The sequence below is a fragment of the Flavobacterium lacustre genome, from assembly GCF_027474525.2.
GTDB lineage: Bacteria > Bacteroidota > Bacteroidia > Flavobacteriales > Flavobacteriaceae > Flavobacterium > Flavobacterium lacustre.
In genome coordinates this window covers 104,542-130,322 of the sequence record NZ_CP114882.2, presented here as the reverse complement: position 1 = coordinate 130,322, position 25,781 = coordinate 104,542, and the positions used below count along the sequence as shown (strand labels likewise).

At 36.6% G+C, this 25,781-nt stretch carries 15 protein-coding genes, 4 tRNA genes and 5 rRNA genes; 11 read left to right on the top strand and 13 right to left on the bottom strand.

The annotated features are described in order from the left end of the window. Window positions 1-149 precede the first annotated feature (149 nt). From O6P34_RS00665 to rrf (O6P34_RS00625), 9 genes are all read left to right on the top strand, one after another. Window positions 150-223: transfer RNA gene (locus O6P34_RS00665), tRNA-Ile, on the top strand. A 91-nt stretch (window positions 224-314) separates the two neighbouring features. Continuing rightward, a tRNA-Ala gene (locus O6P34_RS00660) sits at window positions 315-388 on the top strand. 137 nt (window positions 389-525) lie between these two features. Next, window positions 526-3,408: ribosomal RNA gene (locus O6P34_RS00655) — 23S ribosomal RNA — on the top strand. A 191-nt stretch (window positions 3,409-3,599) separates the two neighbouring features. Continuing rightward, window positions 3,600-3,709 (top strand): 5S ribosomal RNA (gene rrf, locus O6P34_RS00650). 1,683 nt (window positions 3,710-5,392) lie between these two features. Then, window positions 5,393-6,906, top strand: a 16S ribosomal RNA gene (locus tag O6P34_RS00645). Between the two features lie 152 nt (window positions 6,907-7,058). After that, window positions 7,059-7,132 (top strand) — tRNA-Ile (locus O6P34_RS00640). A gap of 91 nt (window positions 7,133-7,223) precedes the next feature. After that, a tRNA-Ala gene (locus O6P34_RS00635) sits at window positions 7,224-7,297 on the top strand. 137 nt (window positions 7,298-7,434) lie between these two features. After that, window positions 7,435-10,317: ribosomal RNA gene (locus tag O6P34_RS00630) — 23S ribosomal RNA — on the top strand. Window positions 10,318-10,508: 191 nt separating this feature from the next. Next, window positions 10,509-10,618 (top strand): 5S ribosomal RNA (rrf, locus tag O6P34_RS00625). The 16S, 23S and 5S rRNA genes sit together here with 4 tRNA genes alongside, the layout of an rRNA operon. Before the next feature lie 456 nt (window positions 10,619-11,074). On the opposite strand, the gene O6P34_RS00620 is transcribed toward rrf (O6P34_RS00625), so the two are convergent. From O6P34_RS00620 to O6P34_RS00575, 10 genes are all read right to left on the bottom strand, one after another. After that, window positions 11,075-12,427 carry a DEAD/DEAH box helicase gene (locus tag O6P34_RS00620; protein ID WP_269685434.1) on the bottom strand — a complete coding sequence of 451 codons (1,353 nt, stop codon included), beginning with the start codon at window positions 12,425-12,427 and terminating at the stop codon, window positions 11,075-11,077. Between the two features lie 86 nt (window positions 12,428-12,513). Next, complete coding sequence (locus O6P34_RS00615) at window positions 12,514-12,870, bottom strand: response regulator transcription factor (RefSeq protein WP_269685433.1); 357 nt, start codon at window positions 12,868-12,870, stop codon at window positions 12,514-12,516. 20 nt (window positions 12,871-12,890) lie between these two features. After that, window positions 12,891-14,324 carry a glycosyltransferase family 2 protein gene (locus O6P34_RS00610; RefSeq protein ID WP_269685432.1) on the bottom strand — a complete coding sequence of 478 codons (1,434 nt, stop codon included), beginning with the start codon at window positions 14,322-14,324 and terminating at the stop codon, window positions 12,891-12,893. Continuing rightward, the gene (locus O6P34_RS00605) at window positions 14,321-15,496 is read right to left on the bottom strand and encodes a HEAT repeat domain-containing protein (RefSeq protein WP_269685431.1); all 1,176 of its coding nucleotides are present in this window, start codon (window positions 15,494-15,496) and stop codon (window positions 14,321-14,323) included. The genes O6P34_RS00610 and O6P34_RS00605 overlap by 4 nt, the downstream gene beginning before the upstream one ends. A gap of 302 nt (window positions 15,497-15,798) precedes the next feature. Further along, window positions 15,799-16,215, bottom strand: a complete 417-nt coding sequence (locus O6P34_RS00600) for a response regulator transcription factor (RefSeq protein WP_269685430.1) — start codon at window positions 16,213-16,215, stop codon at window positions 15,799-15,801. Window positions 16,216-16,226: 11 nt separating this feature from the next. Next, complete coding sequence (locus O6P34_RS00595) at window positions 16,227-18,395, bottom strand: DUF4838 domain-containing protein (RefSeq protein ID WP_269685429.1); 2,169 nt, start codon at window positions 18,393-18,395, stop codon at window positions 16,227-16,229. A 315-nt stretch (window positions 18,396-18,710) separates the two neighbouring features. Then, on the bottom strand, window positions 18,711-20,153 hold the full coding sequence (locus tag O6P34_RS00590; RefSeq protein WP_269685428.1) for a glycosyltransferase family 2 protein: 1,443 nt from the start codon (window positions 20,151-20,153) through the stop codon (window positions 18,711-18,713). Beyond that, a complete protein-coding gene (locus O6P34_RS00585) occupies window positions 20,150-21,211 on the bottom strand; it encodes a HEAT repeat domain-containing protein (RefSeq protein ID WP_269685427.1) in 1,062 nt (353 codons plus the stop codon). Before O6P34_RS00585 ends, O6P34_RS00590 begins: the two co-directional genes overlap by 4 nt. A 71-nt stretch (window positions 21,212-21,282) precedes the next feature. Beyond that, window positions 21,283-22,047 carry a TIGR02757 family protein gene (locus O6P34_RS00580; protein ID WP_269685426.1) on the bottom strand — a complete coding sequence of 255 codons (765 nt, stop codon included), beginning with the start codon at window positions 22,045-22,047 and terminating at the stop codon, window positions 21,283-21,285. Between the two features lie 23 nt (window positions 22,048-22,070). Beyond that, window positions 22,071-22,733 carry an ABC transporter ATP-binding protein gene (locus tag O6P34_RS00575; RefSeq protein ID WP_269685425.1) on the bottom strand — a complete coding sequence of 221 codons (663 nt, stop codon included), beginning with the start codon at window positions 22,731-22,733 and terminating at the stop codon, window positions 22,071-22,073. Between the two features lie 199 nt (window positions 22,734-22,932). Between O6P34_RS00575 and msrA the strand changes: the two genes are divergently transcribed. Together msrA and O6P34_RS00565 are read left to right on the top strand one after the other, a co-directional pair. Beyond that, complete coding sequence (gene msrA / locus O6P34_RS00570; protein WP_432419580.1) at window positions 22,933-23,475, top strand: peptide-methionine (S)-S-oxide reductase MsrA; 543 nt, start codon at window positions 22,933-22,935, stop codon at window positions 23,473-23,475. A gap of 46 nt (window positions 23,476-23,521) precedes the next feature. After that, entirely contained in the window at window positions 23,522-23,824 is a 303-nt protein-coding gene (locus tag O6P34_RS00565) for a hypothetical protein (protein ID WP_269685424.1), read from the top strand. A gap of 18 nt (window positions 23,825-23,842) precedes the next feature. Here O6P34_RS00565 and O6P34_RS00560 read toward each other — a convergent pair whose 3' ends face one another. The 3 genes from O6P34_RS00560 to O6P34_RS00550 all read right to left on the bottom strand — a co-directional run bounded on the left by O6P34_RS00560 (window position 23,843) and on the right by O6P34_RS00550 (window position 25,681). After that, window positions 23,843-24,148, bottom strand: coding sequence for a DUF6787 family protein (locus tag O6P34_RS00560; protein ID WP_269685423.1), 306 nt, complete (start codon window positions 24,146-24,148; stop codon window positions 23,843-23,845). A 33-nt stretch (window positions 24,149-24,181) separates the two neighbouring features. Further along, window positions 24,182-24,616: a DUF6146 family protein gene (locus tag O6P34_RS00555; protein ID WP_269685422.1), complete on the bottom strand. Its 435-nt coding sequence runs from the start codon at window positions 24,614-24,616 to the stop codon at window positions 24,182-24,184. Between the two features lie 114 nt (window positions 24,617-24,730). Next, the gene (locus O6P34_RS00550; protein ID WP_269685421.1) at window positions 24,731-25,681 is read right to left on the bottom strand and encodes a D-2-hydroxyacid dehydrogenase; all 951 of its coding nucleotides are present in this window, start codon (window positions 25,679-25,681) and stop codon (window positions 24,731-24,733) included. Between the last annotated feature and the right edge of the window lie 100 nt (window positions 25,682-25,781).

The following is a 25,781-nucleotide window of genomic DNA, read 5'->3' as shown; positions in this document are numbered from 1 at the left end:
GAGCTTTAGTGTTAGCTTAATGCACGCTAAAGAAAGAAGACGAAAAGACTATTGGAAACAAAAAAGGACATTATATTACTCTTGCTGTTAGTTCAAATAATACACGTTAGAGACGTTGCAAAGCAGCGGCTTTATTTTTAAGAAAAGAGTGTCTCGTAGCTCAGCTGGTTAGAGTACTACACTGATAATGTAGGGGTCGACAGTTCGAGTCTGTCCGAGACAACTATTTTAGACTTAAAAAAAGGAAATTTTAGAAGTATGAGTATGAATTACTGTAATTCAAAATTCAACATTCATAATTTAAAATTAGAAATGGGGGATTAGCTCAGCTGGCTAGAGCGCCTGCCTTGCACGCAGGAGGTCAACGGTTCGACTCCGTTATTCTCCACAATATGCTGAAATAAATTCAGCATAAAAGTTCATTGACATATTGAGATAAGAAATAATAAAAAGTAGAAAGCATTTTTTGCTTGTTTATCATTAGACAAGTAAAAGAAACGGCACATTTTAATTAATGTGTTGGTACAATAAGCAAAATAAGGGCGTATGGGGGATGCCTTGGCTCTCAGAGGCGATGAAAGGCGTGATAAGCTGCGAAAAGTTACGGGGATTGGCACACACGATACGATCCGTAAATACCTGAATGGGGCAACCCACTATGTTGAAGACATAGTACACCGATAGGTGGGCAAACCCGCTGAACTGAAACATCTAAGTAGGCGGAGGAGAAGAAAACAAAAGTGATTCCGTAAGTAGTGGCGAGCGAACGCGGATTAGCCCAAACCAGTGTTGTTACGGCAATACTGGGGTTGTAGGACCACGATATTTGTTGCGGATAGAATTAGAATCTACTGGAAAGTAGAGCCAAAGAAGGTGATAGCCCTGTATAAGTAATAGAAGATAACGATAGTGGTATCCTGAGTAGGGCGGGGCACGTGAAACCCTGTCTGAATTTGGCGGGACCATCCGCTAAGGCTAAATACTCCTGAGAGACCGATAGTGAACCAGTACCGTGAGGGAAAGGTGAAAAGAACCGTGAATAACGGAGTGAAATAGATCCTGAAACCATACGCTTACAAGCGGTCGGAGCCCTTTCGTGGGGTGACGGCGTGCCTTTTGCATAATGAGCCTACGAGTTAACGTTGCTGGCAAGGATAAGTGGTTAAGCCACGGATCCGTAGCGAAAGCGAGTCTGAATAGGGCGCTTTAGTCAGTAGTGTTAGACGCGAAACCGTGTGATCTACCCATGGGCAGGATGAAGCTGTGGTAACACATAGTGGAGGTCCGAACCGGTTGACGTTGAAAAGTCTTCGGATGACCTGTGGGTAGGGGTGAAAGGCCAATCAAACTCGGAAATAGCTCGTACTCCCCGAAATGCATTTAGGTGCAGCGTTATGCGTAAAGTTATATAGAGGTAGAGCTACTGATTGGATGCGGGGGCTTCACCGCCTACCAATTCCTGACAAACTCCGAATGCTATATAATGTTTCATAACAGTGAGGGCTTGGGTGCTAAGGTCCAAGTCCGAGAGGGAAAGAACCCAGACCATCAGCTAAGGTCCCCAAATATATGTTAAGTTGAAAGAACGAGGTTTGTCTGCCCAGACAGCTAGGATGTTGGCTTGGAAGCAGCCATTCATTTAAAGAGTGCGTAACAGCTCACTAGTCGAGCGGACGAGCATGGATAATAATCGGGCATAAACATATTACCGAAGCTATGGATTTGTAATTTATTACAAGTGGTAGGGGAGCATTCTAACAGGGTAGAAGGTGTGTTGTAAAGCATGCTGGACTGGTTAGAAAAGAAAATGTAGGCATAAGTAACGATAATGCGGGCGAGAAACCCGCACACCGAAAGACTAAGGTTTCCACAGCTATGCTAATCAGCTGTGGGTTAGTCGGGACCTAAGGCGAACCCGAAAGGGACAGTCGATGGACAACGGGTTAATATTCCCGTACTAGTTATTACTGTGATGGGGTGACGGAGTGATGAAAGCGCCGCGAACTGACGGAATAGTTCGTTGAAGTACCTACCTATAAGCTGCGCAGGCAAATCCACGCGGCTTGGGGAAATACGATAGTACTCGGAGTCTTCGGACAAAGAGATAGTGCGCCTAAGGGCTTCCAAGAAAAACCTCTAAACTTCAGGTAATAAGTACCCGTACCGCAAACCGACACAGGTAGTCGAGGAGAGAATCCTAAGGTGCTCGAGAGATTCATGGCTAAGGAATTAGGCAAAATAGACCCGTAACTTCGGGAGAAGGGTCGCCAGCAGCAATGCTGGCCGCAGTGAAGAGGTCCAGGCGACTGTTTATCAAAAACACAGGGCTCTGCAAAATCGTAAGATGAAGTATAGGGCCTGACACCTGCCCGGTGCTGGAAGGTTAAGAGGAGATGTTATCTTCGGAGAAGCATTGAATTGAAGCCCCAGTAAACGGCGGCCGTAACTATAACGGTCCTAAGGTAGCGAAATTCCTTGTCGGGTAAGTTCCGACCTGCACGAATGGTGTAACGATCTGGACACTGTCTCAGCCATGAGCTCGGTGAAATTGTAGTAACGGTGAAGATGCCGTTTACCCGCAGTGGGACGAAAAGACCCTGTGCACCTTTACTATAGCTTAGTATTGACCTTGGATAAATGATGTGTAGGATAGGTTGGAGACTGTGAAGTGGCGTCGCTAGGCGTTGTGGAGTCATTGTTGAAATACAACCCTTTGTTTATCTGAGGCCTAACCCCCAATCGGGGGGACATTGCTTGGTGGGTAGTTTGACTGGGGTGGTCGCCTCCAAAAGAGTAACGGAGGCTTCTAAAGGTTCCCTCAGTACGCTTGGTAACCGTGCGTAGAGTGCAATGGCATAAGGGAGCTTGACTGAGAGACATACAGGTCGATCAGGTACGAAAGTAGAGCATAGTGATCCGGTGGTTCCGCATGGAAGGGCCATCGCTCAAAGGATAAAAGGTACGCCGGGGATAACAGGCTGATCTCCCCCAAGAGCTCATATCGACGGGGGGGTTTGGCACCTCGATGTCGGCTCGTCACATCCTGGGGCTGGAGAAGGTCCCAAGGGTTGGGCTGTTCGCCCATTAAAGTGGCACGCGAGCTGGGTTCAGAACGTCGTGAGACAGTTCGGTCTCTATCTACTGTGGGCGCAAGAAATTTGAGTGGATCTGATTCTAGTACGAGAGGACCGAATTGGACAAACCTCTAGTGTATCTGTTGTCACGCCAGTGGCATGGCAGAGTAGCTACGTTTGGAAGGGATAAGCGCTGAAAGCATATAAGCGCGAAACCCACCACAAGATGAGATTTCTTTTAAGGGTCGTGGGAGATGACCACGTTGATAGGCTATAGATGTAAAGGCAGTAATGTCATAGTCGAGTAGTACTAATAACCCGTAAGCTTATGTACGCTTTTCCTGCCGAGCAATCGGCAGGAAGAAACTTTCTTAGGTCCTGAATCAAGTTCAGGATAAACTTTTTATTTTCTTTATCTCAGTATGTTAAGATATTTGCTCGACGCAAGAGCAGTCCAAAGACGAAAGTCAACAGTCCAAAAGGCAACTTTAGACTTTAAGACCTTCGACTTTAGACTAACAACCTTAAGGTGGTTATTGCGGCGGGGCTCACCTCTTCCCATCCCGAACAGAGTAGTTAAGCCCGCCTGCGCAGATGGTACTGCAGTTATGTGGGAGAGTATGTCGTCGCCTTTCTTTTGAAAGCCTATCTGAAAAGATAGGCTTTTTTGTTTTATAGGAACGACGTGTTCGGCTAAAGCCTCGGTTCGTCGACTTTCTTTTGAAAGCCTATCTGAAAAGATAGGCTTTTTTTGTTTTTAATAAGTATTTAAATACCTGAAGCACACTGGGATTCCTCCTCTTACTATCAAATGTCGACTTTCTTTTGAAAACCCTATTCCTATCGGAATAGGCTTTTTTGTTTTTAATAAGTTTTAAAATACCTGAAGCCCACTGGGATTCCTCCTCTTACTATCAAATGTCGACTTTCTTTTGAAAAAAAACGCTAGTTTGAAGACTTTTTTATAACAAATTTGTTGGTTAAAATTGGATAAGGAGGTTTCATCCATCTGCAAACGTTTTCCAATTTTTTTAGAGAAAAGCAACTGCTTTTTTTGTTTTTTTGTTACTAAATTTTAAAATCGCTCAAAAAATGCTTGTAATTATATTATAAGTTATTACTTCTAACGCCATAGAACGCGATGTTAGCATTTCGATTCTATATTCCTTTAAAAAAAGACGCAAACTTCGGTGTTACATGAGTTTTGTCTGCTACTAAATTCTAATCTCTAAAAACTACTTTTCTGATGTCTTCATTGAGTCATCTTCTGCGAATCATATAAATATATACTTGGTGTTCACGAATTGGGAAATACGGAACAGTTACTAGGTTAAAGAATCTTTTGGATTCTAACTTGCATTGTCTATATTCTTTAGTTACTGAATTAATCTTTCTTAAATAAAAACATAGTACTTCTTCTCCTTTTCATAAAAAGTAATTCACTGTAATTTCTGGTAATAATAATTTGAGAAGTTCTACAAATGAATCTTTCATTCCTAAATATTTTTGAGATATAAGAATCAATATTTTATATTTTCCACAATTCTCAAAATTGTTTTTTTAATTAGATATTTTTCTCTTTTATAAAGATTTGGATAAAAAGAGTCTATGAGTTTTAGAACATCTTCTTGATAATGTAGTATGCTTTGATTTGATTGTTCATGTTGGTGTTCTTTTTATACAATTTTCAAGGATATTTTAAACTATTCTATAAGATATAGAACTGATTTCTATTGAGTATAAAGACTATTGGTTACAAAATGGCAAAAAAGACATTCTGTAAATATCAAAAAGTCAGTGAATTAAAAAATACAATAGAAAAAAGGATTAAAAATGTTTGTAAAAGCGGATAAAGGTGTTACTTTTGCACCCGCAACAGCGCATAGGTTCATTAATAAGTTGACAAGTAAAAGGAATAAAACTAGAAGATTTATTTTCTAAAAAAGATTCAAAAAAGCTTGTAGAATTAGAAAAGAGGTTGTAGTTTTGCACCCCGTAAACGGGCTAAGTTCATTGAGAGACTGATAAGGGAAAGAGGAGAAAAGGGGATTAAAATAATCTCAAAAAAACTTCAAAATTTTCTTGCCAGTTAAAAAGATAATTTATACTTTTGCACCCGCTTCGAGAAACACGCTAAGTGAATTGAGAAGGGAAAAATAAGATAAGACACGTTCCTAGACATATTGAATTGACAGCCGTTTTGAAAGAGATTTCAAAACAAATAAAATAAGAGTAATAGAATCGATAGATTTGAAAAAACCACTAGAATTTGAGTCGAATAAATAAAGAGAGAAGATTTATCTAATCTCAAACAATATACGATGAAGAGTTTGATCCTGGCTCAGGATGAACGCTAGCGGCAGGCTTAACACATGCAAGTCGAGGGGTATAGTTCTTCGGAACTAGAGACCGGCGCACGGGTGCGTAACGCGTATGCAATCTACCTTTTACAGAGGGATAGCCCAGAGAAATTTGGATTAATACCTCATAGTATAATGAGTTGGCATCAACACATTATTAAAGTCACAACGGTAAAAGATGAGCATGCGTCCCATTAGCTTGTTGGTAAGGTAACGGCTTACCAAGGCAACGATGGGTAGGGGTCCTGAGAGGGAGATCCCCCACACTGGTACTGAGACACGGACCAGACTCCTACGGGAGGCAGCAGTGAGGAATATTGGACAATGGGCGCAAGCCTGATCCAGCCATGCCGCGTGCAGGATGACGGTCCTATGGATTGTAAACTGCTTTTGTACAGGAAGAAACACTGGTTCGTGAACCAGCTTGACGGTACTGTAAGAATAAGGATCGGCTAACTCCGTGCCAGCAGCCGCGGTAATACGGAGGATCCAAGCGTTATCCGGAATCATTGGGTTTAAAGGGTCCGTAGGCGGTCAGATAAGTCAGTGGTGAAAGCCCATCGCTCAACGGTGGAACGGCCATTGATACTGTCTGACTTGAATTATTAGGAAGTAACTAGAATATGTAGTGTAGCGGTGAAATGCTTAGAGATTACATGGAATACCAATTGCGAAGGCAGGTTACTACTAATGGATTGACGCTGATGGACGAAAGCGTGGGTAGCGAACAGGATTAGATACCCTGGTAGTCCACGCCGTAAACGATGGATACTAGCTGTTGGGGGCAACTTCAGTGGCTAAGCGAAAGTGATAAGTATCCCACCTGGGGAGTACGTTCGCAAGAATGAAACTCAAAGGAATTGACGGGGGCCCGCACAAGCGGTGGAGCATGTGGTTTAATTCGATGATACGCGAGGAACCTTACCAAGGCTTAAATGTAGATTGACCGGTTTGGAAACAGATCTTTCGCAAGACAATTTACAAGGTGCTGCATGGTTGTCGTCAGCTCGTGCCGTGAGGTGTCAGGTTAAGTCCTATAACGAGCGCAACCCCTGTTGTTAGTTGCCAGCGAGTCATGTCGGGAACTCTAACGAGACTGCCAGTGCAAACTGAGAGGAAGGTGGGGATGACGTCAAATCATCACGGCCCTTACGCCTTGGGCTACACACGTGCTACAATGGCCGGTACAGAGAGCAGCCACTGGGTGACCAGGAGCGAATCTACAAAACCGGTCACAGTTCGGATCGGAGTCTGCAACTCGACTCCGTGAAGCTGGAATCGCTAGTAATCGGATATCAGCCATGATCCGGTGAATACGTTCCCGGGCCTTGTACACACCGCCCGTCAAGCCATGGAAGCTGGGGGTGCCTGAAGTCGGTGACCGCAAGGAGCTGCCTAGGGTAAAACTGGTAACTAGGGCTAAGTCGTAACAAGGTAGCCGTACCGGAAGGTGCGGCTGGAACACCTCCTTTCTAGAGCTTTAGTGTTAGCTTAATGCACGCTAAAGAAAGAAGACGAAAAGACTATTGGAAACAAAAAAGGACATTATATTACTCTTGCTGTTAGTTCAAATAATACACGTTAGAGACGTTGCAAAGCAGCGGCTTTATTTTTAAGAAAAGAGTGTCTCGTAGCTCAGCTGGTTAGAGTACTACACTGATAATGTAGGGGTCGACAGTTCGAGTCTGTCCGAGACAACTATTTTAGACTTAAAAAAAGGAAATTTTAGAAGTATGAGTATGAATTACTGTAATTCAAAATTCAACATTCATAATTTAAAATTAGAAATGGGGGATTAGCTCAGCTGGCTAGAGCGCCTGCCTTGCACGCAGGAGGTCAACGGTTCGACTCCGTTATTCTCCACAATATGCTGAAATAAATTCAGCATAAAAGTTCATTGACATATTGAGATAAGAAATAATAAAAAGTAGAAAGCATTTTTTGCTTGTTTATCATTAGACAAGTAAAAGAAACGGCACATTTTAATTAATGTGTTGGTACAATAAGCAAAATAAGGGCGTATGGGGGATGCCTTGGCTCTCAGAGGCGATGAAAGGCGTGATAAGCTGCGAAAAGTTACGGGGATTGGCACACACGATACGATCCGTAAATACCTGAATGGGGCAACCCACTATGTTGAAGACATAGTACACCGATAGGTGGGCAAACCCGCTGAACTGAAACATCTAAGTAGGCGGAGGAGAAGAAAACAAAAGTGATTCCGTAAGTAGTGGCGAGCGAACGCGGATTAGCCCAAACCAGTGTTGTTACGGCAATACTGGGGTTGTAGGACCACGATATTTGTTGCGGATAGAATTAGAATCTACTGGAAAGTAGAGCCAAAGAAGGTGATAGCCCTGTATAAGTAATAGAAGATAACGATAGTGGTATCCTGAGTAGGGCGGGGCACGTGAAACCCTGTCTGAATTTGGCGGGACCATCCGCTAAGGCTAAATACTCCTGAGAGACCGATAGTGAACCAGTACCGTGAGGGAAAGGTGAAAAGAACCGTGAATAACGGAGTGAAATAGATCCTGAAACCATACGCTTACAAGCGGTCGGAGCCCTTTCGTGGGGTGACGGCGTGCCTTTTGCATAATGAGCCTACGAGTTAACGTTGCTGGCAAGGATAAGTGGTTAAGCCACGGATCCGTAGCGAAAGCGAGTCTGAATAGGGCGCTTTAGTCAGTAGTGTTAGACGCGAAACCGTGTGATCTACCCATGGGCAGGATGAAGCTGTGGTAACACATAGTGGAGGTCCGAACCGGTTGACGTTGAAAAGTCTTCGGATGACCTGTGGGTAGGGGTGAAAGGCCAATCAAACTCGGAAATAGCTCGTACTCCCCGAAATGCATTTAGGTGCAGCGTTATGCGTAAAGTTATATAGAGGTAGAGCTACTGATTGGATGCGGGGGCTTCACCGCCTACCAATTCCTGACAAACTCCGAATGCTATATAATGTTTCATAACAGTGAGGGCTTGGGTGCTAAGGTCCAAGTCCGAGAGGGAAAGAACCCAGACCATCAGCTAAGGTCCCCAAATATATGTTAAGTTGAAAGAACGAGGTTTGTCTGCCCAGACAGCTAGGATGTTGGCTTGGAAGCAGCCATTCATTTAAAGAGTGCGTAACAGCTCACTAGTCGAGCGGACGAGCATGGATAATAATCGGGCATAAACATATTACCGAAGCTATGGATTTGTAATTTATTACAAGTGGTAGGGGAGCATTCTAACAGGGTAGAAGGTGTGTTGTAAAGCATGCTGGACTGGTTAGAAAAGAAAATGTAGGCATAAGTAACGATAATGCGGGCGAGAAACCCGCACACCGAAAGACTAAGGTTTCCACAGCTATGCTAATCAGCTGTGGGTTAGTCGGGACCTAAGGCGAACCCGAAAGGGACAGTCGATGGACAACGGGTTAATATTCCCGTACTAGTTATTACTGTGATGGGGTGACGGAGTGATGAAAGCGCCGCGAACTGACGGAATAGTTCGTTGAAGTACCTACCTATAAGCTGCGCAGGCAAATCCACGCGGCTTGGGGAAATACGATAGTACTCGGAGTCTTCGGACAAAGAGATAGTGCGCCTAAGGGCTTCCAAGAAAAACCTCTAAACTTCAGGTAATAAGTACCCGTACCGCAAACCGACACAGGTAGTCGAGGAGAGAATCCTAAGGTGCTCGAGAGATTCATGGCTAAGGAATTAGGCAAAATAGACCCGTAACTTCGGGAGAAGGGTCGCCAGCAGCAATGCTGGCCGCAGTGAAGAGGTCCAGGCGACTGTTTATCAAAAACACAGGGCTCTGCAAAATCGTAAGATGAAGTATAGGGCCTGACACCTGCCCGGTGCTGGAAGGTTAAGAGGAGATGTTATCTTCGGAGAAGCATTGAATTGAAGCCCCAGTAAACGGCGGCCGTAACTATAACGGTCCTAAGGTAGCGAAATTCCTTGTCGGGTAAGTTCCGACCTGCACGAATGGTGTAACGATCTGGACACTGTCTCAGCCATGAGCTCGGTGAAATTGTAGTAACGGTGAAGATGCCGTTTACCCGCAGTGGGACGAAAAGACCCTGTGCACCTTTACTATAGCTTAGTATTGACCTTGGATAAATGATGTGTAGGATAGGTTGGAGACTGTGAAGTGGCGTCGCTAGGCGTTGTGGAGTCATTGTTGAAATACAACCCTTTGTTTATCTGAGGCCTAACCCCCAATCGGGGGGACATTGCTTGGTGGGTAGTTTGACTGGGGTGGTCGCCTCCAAAAGAGTAACGGAGGCTTCTAAAGGTTCCCTCAGTACGCTTGGTAACCGTGCGTAGAGTGCAATGGCATAAGGGAGCTTGACTGAGAGACATACAGGTCGATCAGGTACGAAAGTAGAGCATAGTGATCCGGTGGTTCCGCATGGAAGGGCCATCGCTCAAAGGATAAAAGGTACGCCGGGGATAACAGGCTGATCTCCCCCAAGAGCTCATATCGACGGGGGGGTTTGGCACCTCGATGTCGGCTCGTCACATCCTGGGGCTGGAGAAGGTCCCAAGGGTTGGGCTGTTCGCCCATTAAAGTGGCACGCGAGCTGGGTTCAGAACGTCGTGAGACAGTTCGGTCTCTATCTACTGTGGGCGCAAGAAATTTGAGTGGATCTGATTCTAGTACGAGAGGACCGAATTGGACAAACCTCTAGTGTATCTGTTGTCACGCCAGTGGCATGGCAGAGTAGCTACGTTTGGAAGGGATAAGCGCTGAAAGCATATAAGCGCGAAACCCACCACAAGATGAGATTTCTTTTAAGGGTCGTGGGAGATGACCACGTTGATAGGCTATAGATGTAAAGGCAGTAATGTCATAGTCGAGTAGTACTAATAACCCGTAAGCTTATGTACGCTTTTCCTGCCGAGCAATCGGCAGGAAGAAACTTTCTTAGGTCCTGAATCAAGTTCAGGATAAACTTTTTATTTTCTTTATCTCAGTATGTTAAGATATTTGCTCGACGCAAGAGCAGTCCAAAGACGAAAGTCAACAGTCCAAAAGGCAACTTTAGACTTTAAGACCTTCGACTTTAGACTAACAACCTTAAGGTGGTTATTGCGGCGGGGCTCACCTCTTCCCATCCCGAACAGAGTAGTTAAGCCCGCCTGCGCAGATGGTACTGCAGTTATGTGGGAGAGTATGTCGTCGCCTTTCTTTTGAAAGCCTATCTGAAAAGATAGGCTTTTTTGTTTTATAGGAACGACGTGTTCGGCTAAAGCCTCGGTTCGTCGACTTTCTTTTGAAAGCCTATCTGAAAAGATAGGCTTTTTTTGTTTTTAATAAGTATTTAAATACCTGAAGCACACTGGGATTCCTCCTCTTACTATCAAATGTCGACTTTCTTTTGAAAACCCTATTCCTATCGGAATAGGCTTTTTTGTTTTATAACTGTATTTTATCTCATTGCGTTTTTCATTCTTTCTAAATGCTATCGTTCGAGAGAACAAGCTGCAATAATCTTCTGAAATGATACTTGTTTTGCTTCGAAAAAAAAATGAATCCTAAATAGCACCGAATTCTTTTAGATAAAAACGTAGCTTGATTATTTTAGATCGCAAAAAAAAGGCTTAAATTTAATTTAAGCCTTTCCCTTTAGTAGATATTTCTATATTATTTGTTCTTGTCTTTTCTCTTTTTATCTCTCGTTTTTAACATATTTCTATTTACCGAACCATGCGTTTTTTTCTTTGTTTTGGATGGGCCTCCTAGATTTACTTTTTTATTTTTTTTATCTTTTTCATGAAAAGCTCCATCACCATCTAATTTTTGTTTTTTCATTAAAAACTTAATTGGCTGTCTGTCTTTTTCGGGTTCTATCAATTTTGATGAAATTTCTACGACTTCTGGAAAAGCTTCAATTTCTAATTCCATATTCATTAATACTTCTATTTCAACTTTTGATTCTTCCTCGCGAGGAGTTATAAGACTTATCGCTGTTCCGGTAGCATCTGCACGACCTGTTCTACCGATTCTGTGCATATATAGTTCGGGTATTTCAGGCATTTCGAAGTTGATGACATGAGTAATGTTTGAAATATCCAATCCCCTTGCCATAATATCGGTTGTGATTAGTCCACGTAAGTTTCCTTCTTGAAAAGATGCCATTGTACTCAAACGATAATTTTGTGATTTATTTGAGTGAATAACTCCAAATTGTCCTTCGAAATCTTCTTCAATACGTTCATGAACCATATCAGAAATCTTCTTATTGTTTACAAATACTAACACACGGCTCATGTCTTTGTTAGTTTGTAATAAGTGCTTTAATAGGTTTATTTTTGTATTGAAATTAGGAACTTGGTAGGTAATTTGTTTAATATTCTCTAATGGAGTTCCAGATGCAGAAAGCGTAACTTCTTCTGGATAATCAAAATAGTCGTTCAAAATAGCATCTACTTCGTCAGTCATAGTTGCTGAAAAGAGTATGTTTTGACGTTTGATTTTCATCATTGCCAAAAGTGCTGTCAATTGTGTTCGGAAACCTAAATTTAGCATTTCGTCAAATTCGTCTATGACGAGTTTTTGAGTTTCCTCAAATCGAATTACATTATCTAATGCTAAGTCCATAGTCCGACCAGGAGTTCCTATTAATATATCGATACCTTGATAAACAGCTTTTTTTTGAGTATTAATATTTACACCACCAAAAATACCAATAGTACGAACGGACATGTATTTTGTCAGTTTTTCTACTTCTTCTACTACTTGAACCACCAGTTCACGTGTAGGGACAAGAATGACAATTTTTGGTGTATGCCCAGGAGTAAATTTATATAATTTAAGTAATGGTAAAAGGTAAGCAAATGTTTTACCAGTACCAGTTTGTGCAATCCCCATCATATCACGTCCTGACATTATTACAGAAAATGATTTTTCTTGAATGGGAGTAGGGGTTACAAATCCCAATTCATCGATTGCTTTTTGTACTGATTTTGGTAGATTGAATTGCTCAAAAGTGGTCATAAAACGTATATTTTGTGCAAAGATACGTTTTTTATGAGGATAGTGAGCTGTGCTTTAGTATAGTTGTTTTTTTGACTGTAATTGTTTTATACAAAACGTTTAACTCTTAGTACTAATTCGATTGGATTAAATGGTTTTGCTATAAAATCATCAACACCTAATTTGAATCCTTCAATTACAGTTAAATCTTCTTTACCTAAAGCTGAAACTATAATGATAGGAATGGTTGGGTAATTTTTTTTAGAATAAGCAGTAATTTCTAAACCTGATTTATAAGGCATCATAATATCAGTGATTATTAAATCTGGTTGTACTTTGCCTATTTTATCTATACCATCGTTTCCATCTTTAGAGATGAAAGTTTCGTAACCTTCTCTTTTTAAAATAAAATCAAGAATTTTGATTATTAAATTATCGTCTTCAATTATTAATATTTTTTTCATGATGTTTTCTATTTAGTTTTTTATTGTAATGAATCATTTTTGTTAAAGCCTTGTCTGATCATAACTCCCCATGACTGTTCTTTTTGTCTAAAGAAGTGCCAATACCCTTTGATAGAAGCATAAACATTTATAGGGTGGAAAACAACGGGTTCAATGAACACCATCACTAACAAAATAAGTACTTCCTTAATTCCTGTATAATGTTTATAAATTAATTGATCTAAAAATACAGAAATTAGAGTTATTGTAATGTAAAATAAATATACAAAAGCACTAGCTATAAACAAGAAATTATAATTAATTGAAAAAAATAAAAAATCTAATGTTAGTACAATCAATCCTAAAACTTCTAAAATGGGTACTGCAAATTCAAAGAACAAATAGTAGGGTAGTATTACTAAACCTGTCATCCCGTATTTAGGGTTAAAAATTGTTTTTTTATGCAAGAATAGCGTTTGAATTAAACCTCTTGCCCAGCGAACTCTTTGTCTTAGAAAAATAGTCATACTAGCAGGAACTTCTGTCCAACAAAGTGATTCAGGAATATAAACGATTAAAAATTTTTCTTTTTTCTCATGCATCAGTTTTCTCATTCTCGTGATGAGTTCCATGTCCTCCCCCAACGATTTATGCCAGTATCCTCCTGCTTCTATTGCGGTTTGTTTGTCGAACATGCCTAAACCTCCTGAAACTAAAAGTAGACCATTTATTTTACTCCATGCCATTCTGCCGAATAAAAAAGAACGAATATATTCTAATTCTTGAAAGCGAGCAAAAAAGTTGTCCGGAAAATGGGATTGATAAAGCATTCCGTCTTTAAATTCACAAGAATTTGAAATTCGTATTGCAGCTCCTGTAGCAATAACTTTTTCTGTATTTTCAATGAAAGGTTTAGCTAACATTGAAATGGTATCTTTTCTCAAAATACAATCTACATCAGTACACAAAAAAAGACTGTATTTTGCAGAATTGATACCAGCATTTGAGGCATCAGCTTTACTTTTTCCGTTTTCTTTATCCACAACAAGCAGTTTTGAATATATTGGATCTGTAGATTTATAATGTCCTCTTACTGGTTGAGTTGGTATTTTGTCTTGATAAAAAAAGTCGACTTTGACAAGGCTGAACTCTTTTATTAATTTTTCAAGGGTGCTGTCAGTACTACCATCATTTATAATGACAACTTCAAATTTTGGATATTCTTGAAAAAGTAAAGATTTAACGTTATATACTATCGTTGTTTCTTCATTAAAAGCTGGTGCAACTATTGATACACCAACAACATGATTTGATTTTACGAGTATTTCTTTAAGTAAGAAGTATTTAGATTTATAATATCTTTTTATTGCTACCCATGATAGTATAGCTAATAATAAGTAGAAAATAATATAGCTTACAGAATAGTAAGAAATAAAAATTTCATATGCCCTGATTATATTTTTTAATGTATTCAATTTAAATGTGGGTTATTAACATGTAAAATAATTCTATTCACGACTTCGTTTTCTGAGATATCATCTGATTTGTATGTGTCAAAAAAGGTTTTGTCAATTTTAATAATACAATTAATCATTTCAAATTTTACTTCCAAGTCTTTTTCTTGTGTCATTATACTCGCAATAAAATCTTTAGTTTCATTGTCGCCTATAACGCTCATAGTCTTTAGAGTAGAAATTTTATTGCGTTTATTAGTTTCGGCTTTATAGTAATCTATTAAAATATCAGACGCTTCGATTGTATATAGTGTTCTTATGGCTGACAGAGTCTCTTTTCGTACGCGGTCATTTGGATTAGTCAAAAGATGTTTTATTTGATCAATTGTCAATGATTCTCTATATCGCACCATTAATTTGATAGCCAATGTTACAATTGAGCTATTTTTATTGTGGATCCAATCATTAATATTTTTAGGTAAAGCAGATTTTTTCTGATAGATTATATCAAGTATTTTAAGCTCATCAGCAGTTGATATTTTTTTCTGATATTTGCTTAAAAATTCAAATTTTTCATCTGAAAGAGATATGACTGCAATCAAGGCATTAGACTTTAAAAACTTATTTTTGACATATATATTAGGTCGTATATGTCCTGTTTTTATTTTATATTCTAATATTTGATAATGATAAATCCCTAATAATTTATTTTCCCAGTTACTACTTCGAATGAGTTTGTCACTGTAAGCGTGAAATCCAAAGTATTTGTAAATCAATAACATCTGGTTTGGATTGACTCCGTTGATATTTCGTTTTACAGTAATTATATTATTTAGGATTATCCCTCTACACCATTTTTTTTTAAAGGGAACTTCTTGTTCTTTAAACAAATTTATTTTTTCTTTTGTTTCTTGAGGTGTGTAGTCAGAGAAAATAATTTCAGTAAGAAAATCATTTATTTTTATTTCAACTTCTTTTTTTAGAATCAGTTTTTTTTCAAAACCATAGCGGTTTGCAATTAACAAAATTACCAAAAGTATGATAAGGAATAATAAAAAAGGTATAACAAAATACTTAAGTATTTCATACGAAAATTCAGTAGTAAAAAAGGAATAATTAATATTTGATAATTCTTTTTTTGCACCTGCAAAGAAATCTTCAAAGCTAGAATTTGAATTTGAAAAAAAAATCATATTGTAAGTGTTCCTAATCAGAAACCACAAGTAATTTACCATGCTTTGTTTGATTTATTCTATAGTTGTATCCTTAAATTAGTTAATAATAACACTAAGTACTATTGTAATAGTAAGTGAATTTTAACAGCATAAAGGTAAATATAAAAAATTAACGGTCAAAGCATTAATTAAATCAATTTTTTTTTACAGAATAACTTGATTTTGATTGAGTTTTAAATTTGAATTATGACTGGTTTAGTGGATTGTTTTTAAATTTAGTAGTTGAAAGTAATGTTGTGAGTGCTTTTGGAAAATAAATTTTAATCATTAAGGAATACTGGTCCTTTTGATTGTTTTTCATTGGATTCAGATTTTAAAAATCGCTTTACCCTTAGTAATAATTCCTTTGGATTGAAGGGTTTTGAAACAAAATCGTCAGCACCAAGTTTGAATGCTTCAGTGACTGATTGTTCTTCTTCACCTAAAGCTGATAAAACAATTATTGCAGTTTTCTCAAAATTATTTTTAACAAAATTAATTACCTCAAGCCCGGATTTGTATGGTAAAATAAGATCTGTAATTACCATATCCGGAACTATTAAAGTCATCTGTCTCATTGCACTTAAACCATCTTTTGCAACGCTTAATTGATAGCCTTCTTTATGGAGAATGAATTTTAGAATCTTGATCATTAATTCATCGTCGTCGATTATTAATATTTTTTTTGTACTACTCATTTTGAGAAATTTTAGTTATTATACAATTGAATCTCATCTATCATGACCATTGGTTTTTTGTTTTTTCTTTTTTGCCAAAGGGGTAAATTTTCTTGATTGTGAAGAACCACTTTTAGTTTATCAAATTTACTAAATTTTTCGTTAACTAATTCTATTTCAGTAATTTCTGTGATATAATTTTCTGTTAAATTATCTAAATTTTTATGAGTGAGAACTTGCCATTTTTTATTTTTAAAACCATAAACTTCAATTTTTTCAGGCGGAAAAATCCAATGTCTTTGGTTGTCCAAAAAATTAATTTTAATTCGATTAAATTCGAGTTTATTGGTTATCAGTTCTATTTCCGGATTTGTTCCATACCAGCCAATCCAGTTGATGTTATAATCTTTGTTGCCAATAACTCCATCAACTAGGCCATAACTTCCTTTTCCTTTAAAGTCTTCTGCAGGAGGAGTTATAAAATTAACCTTTAAGTTTTCTCCAAGATGGTGTATTGTTTTTGATCCAATTTCAATCCATTCCTGATAGTATTGTTCCGGTGATAATCCGCCCTCGCTCAATTCATATATTCCGAATTCTTTACAATTTTCAGCAAAATTCCGTACTCTTTCATTAAGTCCTTTTTTAACTTCTTTCAACCCTTTATCATTTATAAAAAACATGCCGTGCTGGTCTTTTCCGTAAAACTTTGATTGTTCAAAATATACAAATTCTAAAGCGAGTCGTAATTTTTTTATTCGGTATTGTAATTTCGGGTTTTCATCAACGGCTACTGCAGCTTCATCTAGCAATTGGTCATAAAGATCCATTTTTTCAGGAGACAAGAATGTCATTCTGCTTTGAACAGGACCGGAGTATATGTCTAAAACAGCATTTGATATTAGTTGGTTTTCCGTTAATTGATTCAGATATTTTTTTACATAAGGTGCAGCTTTTCCATAAAATCCTCTTAAGAAATCATCGGTTGTGGCTTCAATATCTATTTCGGTATTCCATAATAATTTGGCCAAAAGGTATTGTCTTAGCTCTGTAAAATCTCCGGGAACATCAGCATATCCTTGAACAAAAACACCTTTTACATTATTTTGTTTAAAGAGTTTGTAATTATCTGCAAAAGTATGAATGTTAGGAAAAGGCGACAGGTAATTTGAAAACTGAACGGTATAATCCCATAAATAAAGATGGGAAGCCGTTTTATCCCAATTTTGAAGTGTTTTTATAAAAAAAGTATCATCGGTATCGTCTATGATTGCTTTTCCTCGATTCAATTCAATTGGGCAAAACAAAGTATATATGTTTTTTTCTAATGGCAGGTCAATGGGTGGTTTATACGTATGTAAATAAGCTAAAGTTACTATTTTCGTTTTAGGAAAACGGATAGCAATTTTATTCAAAAACGAATAAAGAGAACCTTGCGGACCACCGTATTTTTCATTTAATAATCCACATTTATCACATTCGCAATAAATGGCATTATCGTTTTGACTTACAGAGTAAAAGGAAAGATTTGGATTTTCGTCAATTACTTTTTGCATTTTATTGGCCACAAGTTCTATGACGCTATCGTTCGTCATACAAATAGATTCCGCCATACGTTTGCCTTCGTACAGTGCAAAAAAATCAGGATTGGTTTTAAAATAAGTTCCTGGAGGCAACAGTTTGTCAAACGAATGTCCCCAAACGCTAAAATCGTCTAAATGCCAATCCAGTTTATGCCAATCTCTAAAATCCTCATCATATGCATCCGGATACAATAATACTCTATATTCAAATGAAGGTTGGTGCTGTTGCACTGTGTTTCTTGGAAATTCAACCTGTTTTATCTGTGGTATGTAAGTATCTTTTGAAGTGAATTTTCTAAATCCCCAATTTTCTAAAAGTGTATAAACAGCATATCGCAATAATTTTTCATTAGGAGCAATCAAGTAAATAGACGTGGCATCACTTTTAATAGTAAATGTGTTTTTTGCCAAAGCATCTTCTACATTTGTTATTTCAAGATTAATTATTGCCGATTTTTCATTTTTCTTATTTCCGAGTTCAATTAAAAAAGAATTTAAAAAGCTTTTATCTAAATAGGATTTTAAAAGTAACGCAGCTGGTTTTTCACTTTCATTTGTTATGTGAATTACATTTTCGGATGCTTTTTTATTTTCTATAATAATAGTAGATTGAGCCATCGTTTTGAAGCTGAAAAGAATTAAGAAAAATAGTATTCTGAATAAAATTAGTTGTTTAGAGTACATATTTTTAAATTTATAATGCCAATGTTAATTATCGTTAACGCTAAATGGTATTTTAGTTTCTGGAGTAGTTTTAATACTTCAAAAGATTCTCCATTTATTGTTGAACGAATCTAAAGATTTGAACTTTTCTGGGACCAAAGTTACGCAATCAAACGGAGTATTAATGGTTTGCCGAATGGATAAACCGGCAACAGTATTTTGAATTCTGGTAAAATTAAGTACAAATTATACTTCTGGTTTTAAGGTTAATCAAGAGGTTTGTTTTTGTATGGTGCCATATCCTTTACGAATCATTATTCCCCATTTTTGTTCTGTTTGTCTAAAAAAGAGCCAGTATCCTTTTAGCGAAGCAAAAACATTTAACGGATGATAAACAAAGGGTTCTATGGCGGCCATTAAAATTAAGAGGATTAATTCTTTGTGATTTGCATAGCTTTTGTACAGTAAGTCATCTATCAAAATAGAAATCAATGTAATTAATAAATAGAAAATATATACAAATATACTTACCGTTACCAAGTATTCAATATTTGTAAATCCCATAATAAAGCTTGTTGTCAGAGCAATAATTCCAAAGAATTCTATGATGGGTACCAAAAATTCAAACATAAAGAAGAATGGTAATATCAGGAAAGCAGTTTTGCCATATTTTGGGTTAAAAAACATTTTGCGATGTAAGTAAAGTGTTTGAACAAGTCCTCTTGCCCAGCGGGTTCTTTGTCTTAATAAGACTTCTCTTGTTTCTGGAACTTCTGTCCAGCATAAGGATTCAGGAATGTATTTTATTAAAAATTTCTGTTTGTTTTCGTGCATGTGTTTTCGCATTCGGGTAATTAGTTCCATGTCTTCGCCTAATGATTTATGCCAATAACCACCTACTTTAATAGCGATTTCTTTGTCAAACATTCCCAATCCACCTGAAACTAAAAGTAATCCGTTGATTTGGCTCCAAGCCATTCTACCAAAGAGAAACGAACGAACATACTCTAATTCTTGGAATCTTGGATACCAATCTTTCGGGAAATGTACTTTGTGTAAAAAACCTTCTTCAACTTCACAGGAATTTGAAATTCGGATTCCGGCTCCGGTTGCAATTACTTTGGTTTCATTCTCCATGAAAGGTTTTGCTAATTTGAGAATGGTATCTCTTTTAAGGATACAATCTACATCAGTACATAAAAATAAAGGATATTGAGCGGAATTAATACCGGCATTAGAAGCATCAGCTTTACTTTTTCCATTCTCTTTATCAACAACCATCAATTTTGAATAGATAGGATTGGTCGATTTATAATGTCCGTTTACGGGTCGGGTCACAATTTTTTCCTGATAGTAAAAATCGATTTTAACCAATTCAAATTCAGTTATTAATTTTGTTAATGTGTCATCAGTACTACCGTCATTTATGATAATGATTTCATATTTCGGATAGGTTAATGACAATAATGATTTTACGTTATATACAATATTTACGCCTTCATTAAAAGCAGGAGCAACAACCGAAACACCTAATACATGATTGGATCTGGTGAGAATATCTTCCGAAATAAATTTTTGATATCTCAGATGTTTTGAGATTGCATAATAAGACAAAAACGATAAAATAACATAAATCAAAATGTAGGTTACAGAAAAAATGAATATGAAAATTTCATAAGAATGAATGAGCTGATAGGTTATATTATGTATCATAAATAAATTTCTCTTACGTGTTTAACCATTTTTGCAGTGTCAGAATCCATATCTGCCAATTCATCTAAGGCTGTTTTGTTCAATTGATTCAAACAATCAACAGCTTTTAGTTTGATGTCTTTATTCGTTTCTAATTGTATTTGATGTTTTAAGAACGGAATTATACTCTCATCACCAATGACTTTCAATGATTCCAGAATTTCTGATTTTATTTCTACAGAAGAAGTTTCAAAAAGGGACATTAAATCTTCTTTAGCCTCTGTCAAAAAGAGTTCTCGAACAGTAATCAGAACTTCTTTCTTTAAAACATCATCTTCTTTTTTAAGCAATGCTATGATTTCTTTTGACCTGTTTCTGTAATTGTAATAGACCATAGTTTTTAGCCCTAATCGTGTTACCGAATTGTTATTGGTTGCTATCCATTCGTCAATATTTTTTGGCATAGGGACTTTTTTCTCATGAAAAATATCCATTATTTTTATGCTGTTCAAAAAGGAAATTTTAGCGGAAAATTCCTTGAAACTTTCCATGATGTTTTTGGATAATGAGATGTAGGCCATATTAGCATTCGACTGAATAATAATATTAGAATGTTTGAGATAAGGTTTTATTAGTGGCATTCCTTCCTTATAATCCAAAGCCTGATAATGATAAAAACCTTCACATTTGTTATAGTTTCTAAAATCTCGAATTAATCCTGCCGAATACGTATTGAGTTTAAGAACCTGATAAAAATAATTTACATGTTCAGCTGATTTTCCCTTTAAGTTTTGTTTAAAACGAATCATATCGTTAATGACCATTTCCTTACACCATGATTTATGAAGTGGAATTTCTTTTCTGAATTCAGATAAATTCTTCCTTAGGATTTCTTTATTTGATTTTGACAGAATCATTTCTGTCAGGAAAATTTCTACTTTATTAGTAATTGATTCCTTGAGCGGTTTTTTTTGCTCGTAGTATATTCGTTTAAAAAGTAAGAGAAGTGTCAATAAGACAGTTGAAATTAGTAGTGTCGGAATGATATAATATTTTAGATATAAAATAAATAAGTCCATGATATACAGTGTTTTATGTTGTAATATTACAAATAAAACAGCCCTTAAAAAAAAATTTTCGACGTATTACATTAAAATCCCTCAAACACACCTAAACCAAATAAAGCAAAATCATATTTAACCGGATCTTCAACATCGAACTCTCTAAGTTTCAAATCTAATTCGGTTAATGCTTTTCCGTCATTTTGTTTTCGGGTAAGGATTCCTAATTTTCGAGCCACGTTTCCGGAATGAACATCCAAAGGGCAGGACAGAAGTGCGGGAGAAATGTTCTTCCAAATCCCTAAGTCAACTCCTTTATTGTCTTGTCGAATCATCCATCTCAGGTACATATTTATTCTTTTTGCCGCAGAATTGTTTAAGGGATCCGAAATGTGTTTTTGTGTTCGGTATTGATGGGGTATTTCAAAAAATATTTTTTTGAATTCATGGATGCTTTTTTGCATCGAATGTGCTTCTTGGTTCGCCGAAAAAACAGCTTCCAGTCCGTTGTGATTTTTGTAGATATGCTGCAAACTTTTGATGAAACTCGTAAAATCCTGTCCGTTAAACGTTCTGTGAACAAAATTTTCTAATCGTTCTAAGTCGGTTTCGGAGTGAGACATTACAAAATCATAAGGCGAGTTTCCCATCAAATCCATCATTCTATGAGAATTTTTGATAATCATTTTGCGATTTCCCCAAGCGATTGTTGCGCTCAAAAATCCGGAAATTTCAATATCTTCTTTTTGAGAAAATAAATGCGGAATCTGTACAGGATCACTTTCGATAAAGTCAAAGTTGTTATACAACAACACTTTTTCGTCAAGAAATTCTTTGAGTTCGGATGAATTCATTTTTTGAACTAAACTTTTGAGTATTATAAACTGATTTGTCCGTCAACCATCACTAGTTTTCTGTCGGCCATATTGGCTAATTCTTCGTTATGGGTTACAATAACAAAAGTCTGTCCGAATTCATCGCGAAGTTGAAAGAATAATTGATGTAAATTTTCGGCAGAATGGGTGTCAAGATTACCCGAAGGTTCATCGGCAAAAATAACGTCAGGTTTGTTTATTAATGCTCTGGCTACGGCAACTCGTTGTTGTTCGCCACCGGAAAGTTCATTTGGTTTGTGGTTTATGCGGTGCGAAAGCCCCAGATAATCCAATAATTTTTTTGCTTCGATTTCTGTTTCTGCAGGTTTTTTTCCGGCAATATAAGCGGGAATACATACGTTTTCTAAAGCGGTAAATTCAGGTAAAAGTTGATGAAATTGAAAAATAAAACCTAAATTCAAATTCCTGAATTTAGATAGTGATTTGTCATTCATGGTTAGCACTTCTTCGCCATTGATAGATAAAGTTGTTCCTGCTTCTATAGTTGGTTTGTCTAAAGTGCCTAAAATTTGTAATAAAGTAGTTTTTCCGGCACCGGAAGCGCCAACAATCGAAACAATTTCGCCTTTCAAAATGTGTAAATCGACTCCTTTTAAAACTTGAAGTTGATCGTAATATTTATGTATGTTTTTTGCCTGTATCATTTGAAACTGTTTTTACAAAGAAACAAAGATTCTGTCGATAATGAAATGGAAGACCTTATAAATTTAAGTGCAACAGACTATAAATAAAAGTTAATAAATGGGCAGATGAATAATAATGAATAACTTTGAAAAGAAGAAAAGGAATCAGTTTGATTTTTTTAGAAATAGAATTTATAATCAATTAAGAAAAATAATGGAAATGAATCAAGAATTAGAAACGGCAACATTTGCGGGAGGTTGTTTTTGGTGTACCGAAGCCGTTTTTTTAGCAATAGAAGGTGTAAAGTCAGTTCGCTCGGGCTACATTGGTGGATTGACGCAGAATCCAACATATAAAGAAATTTGTAACGGAGATACAGGTCATGCAGAAGCAATTGAGATTGTTTTTGATCCAAATATAATTTCTTTCGGGGAATTACTGGAACTCTTTTTTGCGACTCATGATCCTACAACCTTAAATCGTCAAGGAAATGATATTGGTACTCAATACCGAAGTGAAATTTTTTATCATAATGAAAATCAGAAACAACTGTCTTTAGAGTATATTTCGATTTTGAATCATGAAAATACTTTTGGAAAACCAGTCGTAACCAAAGTGTCATTAGCGCCAATTTTCTATCCTGCAGAAACGTATCATAGTAATTATTACAATCTAAATAAAACACAATCGTATTGTAATTATGTGATCACACCAAAAATGGAGAAGTTGAAAAAGGTATATTCAGATAAACTCAAAAAGTAATTGGCATTAGTTTTGTTAACTAGATTTAAAATTTAGATTAGTGATAATGAAAGAAATAATACCAATAGAAACCGCATCGGAAACAAAAACAAATAAAAAGAAACAGCTGCTCTTAGGATTACTTTTTGATGCTATAGGTATGTTGTCGTTTACGATTCCTTTTGTGGGTGAATTTACAGATGTAGTTTGGGCGCCATTAGCGGGATTTCTGATGACTTGGATGTATAAAGGAACCGTGGGAAAAGTAGGAGGAGTGATTACTTATTTAGAAGAAATTTTACCGTTTTCAGATTTTATTCCAACATTTACAATGACTTGGATCTATAATTATTGGATAAAAAAAGAATAAAGGTCGTGTCAAATAATGTTATTGTTCTTTAAACAGAAAACCTAATCCCATTCGTTTCAACATTTTTTTCTCGAATGCCCAAAAGAATTTGAATTGTCCAAAAATCAATCCAATTGCAACTAATAAAACTTGGTATAAAGGGAAAATTAATAGCAACCTGATAGGTGTGAATAAATAGCCTAAGTCTTCTTTTACAATTCCCAGCCAAAAACAAAATGGTTTTGAAACCCAAGCTGAAGCGGAACCGGTAATCGCAAAAACGATAAATATGATTGTGAGTTGTAAGTTGGTTTCAATTCCCCAACGTTTTTTTAATTTTTCCATCTGCAATATATGAAGCATTCAAGTTTTGGGACATTATCTTATGGGAACATGACCAAAAAGTCTTTGTTTGTATTTGTTCTGAAAATAAATCATATAGTTGTATATTAAATAATTTACTTCATAACCATAATTAACTGCAGGGTCATAATTAATAGTCATTTCATAAAGATTCGGGTTGTATCTTAGCGGTTGCATAACACGATTATTCCATTCGCTTACATAAAGCTGATTTTTACTTTCTAAATAGGATTGGGAATAATAACCACGAGGTAAAGCCATTGTATTTAGCCAAGTACTGAAGCCTGGATCAATGATAATAACTTCATATTCTAATTCCTCATTTGCAATTCTTACGGTGTCATTTATTGATGTTGCAGGTTTTTTCGTCTCTGTAAAACCTGAGTTTGAGGTTTTACATCCCACGAGAACAGAAACTATAAGGACGACTATGTAAAAACTATTTTTCATGACGTTGAAATGATGCATAAAGTTACAAAAACAAATCATCGCTTATTTGTATTTTAACATAAAAAAAAGGATGTCTTTTGTGGACATCCTTTTTTTATTTTTAATTGAAATAGACTAACCCAATAAACCTATAATTTGTGAAGCTAATTCAGTTCCAATTCTATCTTGAGCTTCTGCAGTTGCAGCTCCAATGTGAGGAGTTAATGAGATTTTTGAATTCATTAAAATAGTCATTTCAGGAGTTGGTTCGTTTTCAAAAACATCCAACCCTGCGAATAATACTTTTCCGCTGTCTAATGCTTTTACTAATGCCACTTCGTCAATAACACCACCACGAGCACAGTTTACAATACCCACACCGTCTTTCATTATCGCTAATTCTTTCTCACTGATGATGTAACCATCTTGAGCAGGAACGTGCAATGTTATGAAATCAGCTTCTTTAAATAAAGATTCTAATGATTGAGAAACAATAGTTGTAGTAATAGATTGTCCGTCAAAAAATTCAACTTTTACATCTACTTTATCAATATAACTGTCAGCTGCGATAACTTTCATGCCTAAACCTAATGCCATTTTTGCTGTAGCTTGACCAATACGGCCAATTCCTACAACACCAAGAGTTTTTCCTCTTAATTCAATTCCATTAGCATATGCTTTTTTCAAACCTTCAAAATTTGAATCTCCTTCAAGAGGCATATTTCTGTTTGAATCATGTAAGAAACGAACACCAGAGAATAAATGAGCAAAAACTAATTCTGCTACAGATTCTGATGAAGATGCAGGGGTATTAATTACGTGAATTCCTTTGCTTTTTGCATAATCCACATCAATATTGTCCATTCCTACACCACCACGACCAATGATTTTAAGACCTGGACATGCATCGATAATATCTTTACGAACTTTGGTTGCACTACGAACTAAAACTACACTTACATTATTTTCGTTTACAAAATTAGCCACTTGTTCTTGTGCTACTTTTGTAGTGATTACTTCAAATCCACCTTTTTCTAAAGCTACAATTCCGCTTTTTGAAATTCCGTCGTTTGCTAATACTTTCATTTTTAGTTTATTTGTTTTTTTGGTTAACCGTTTAATCGTTTAGATTTTGATTAACGTAGATATTTATTAAAAAATCGATTTGTTATCTGGTTATTTCGTT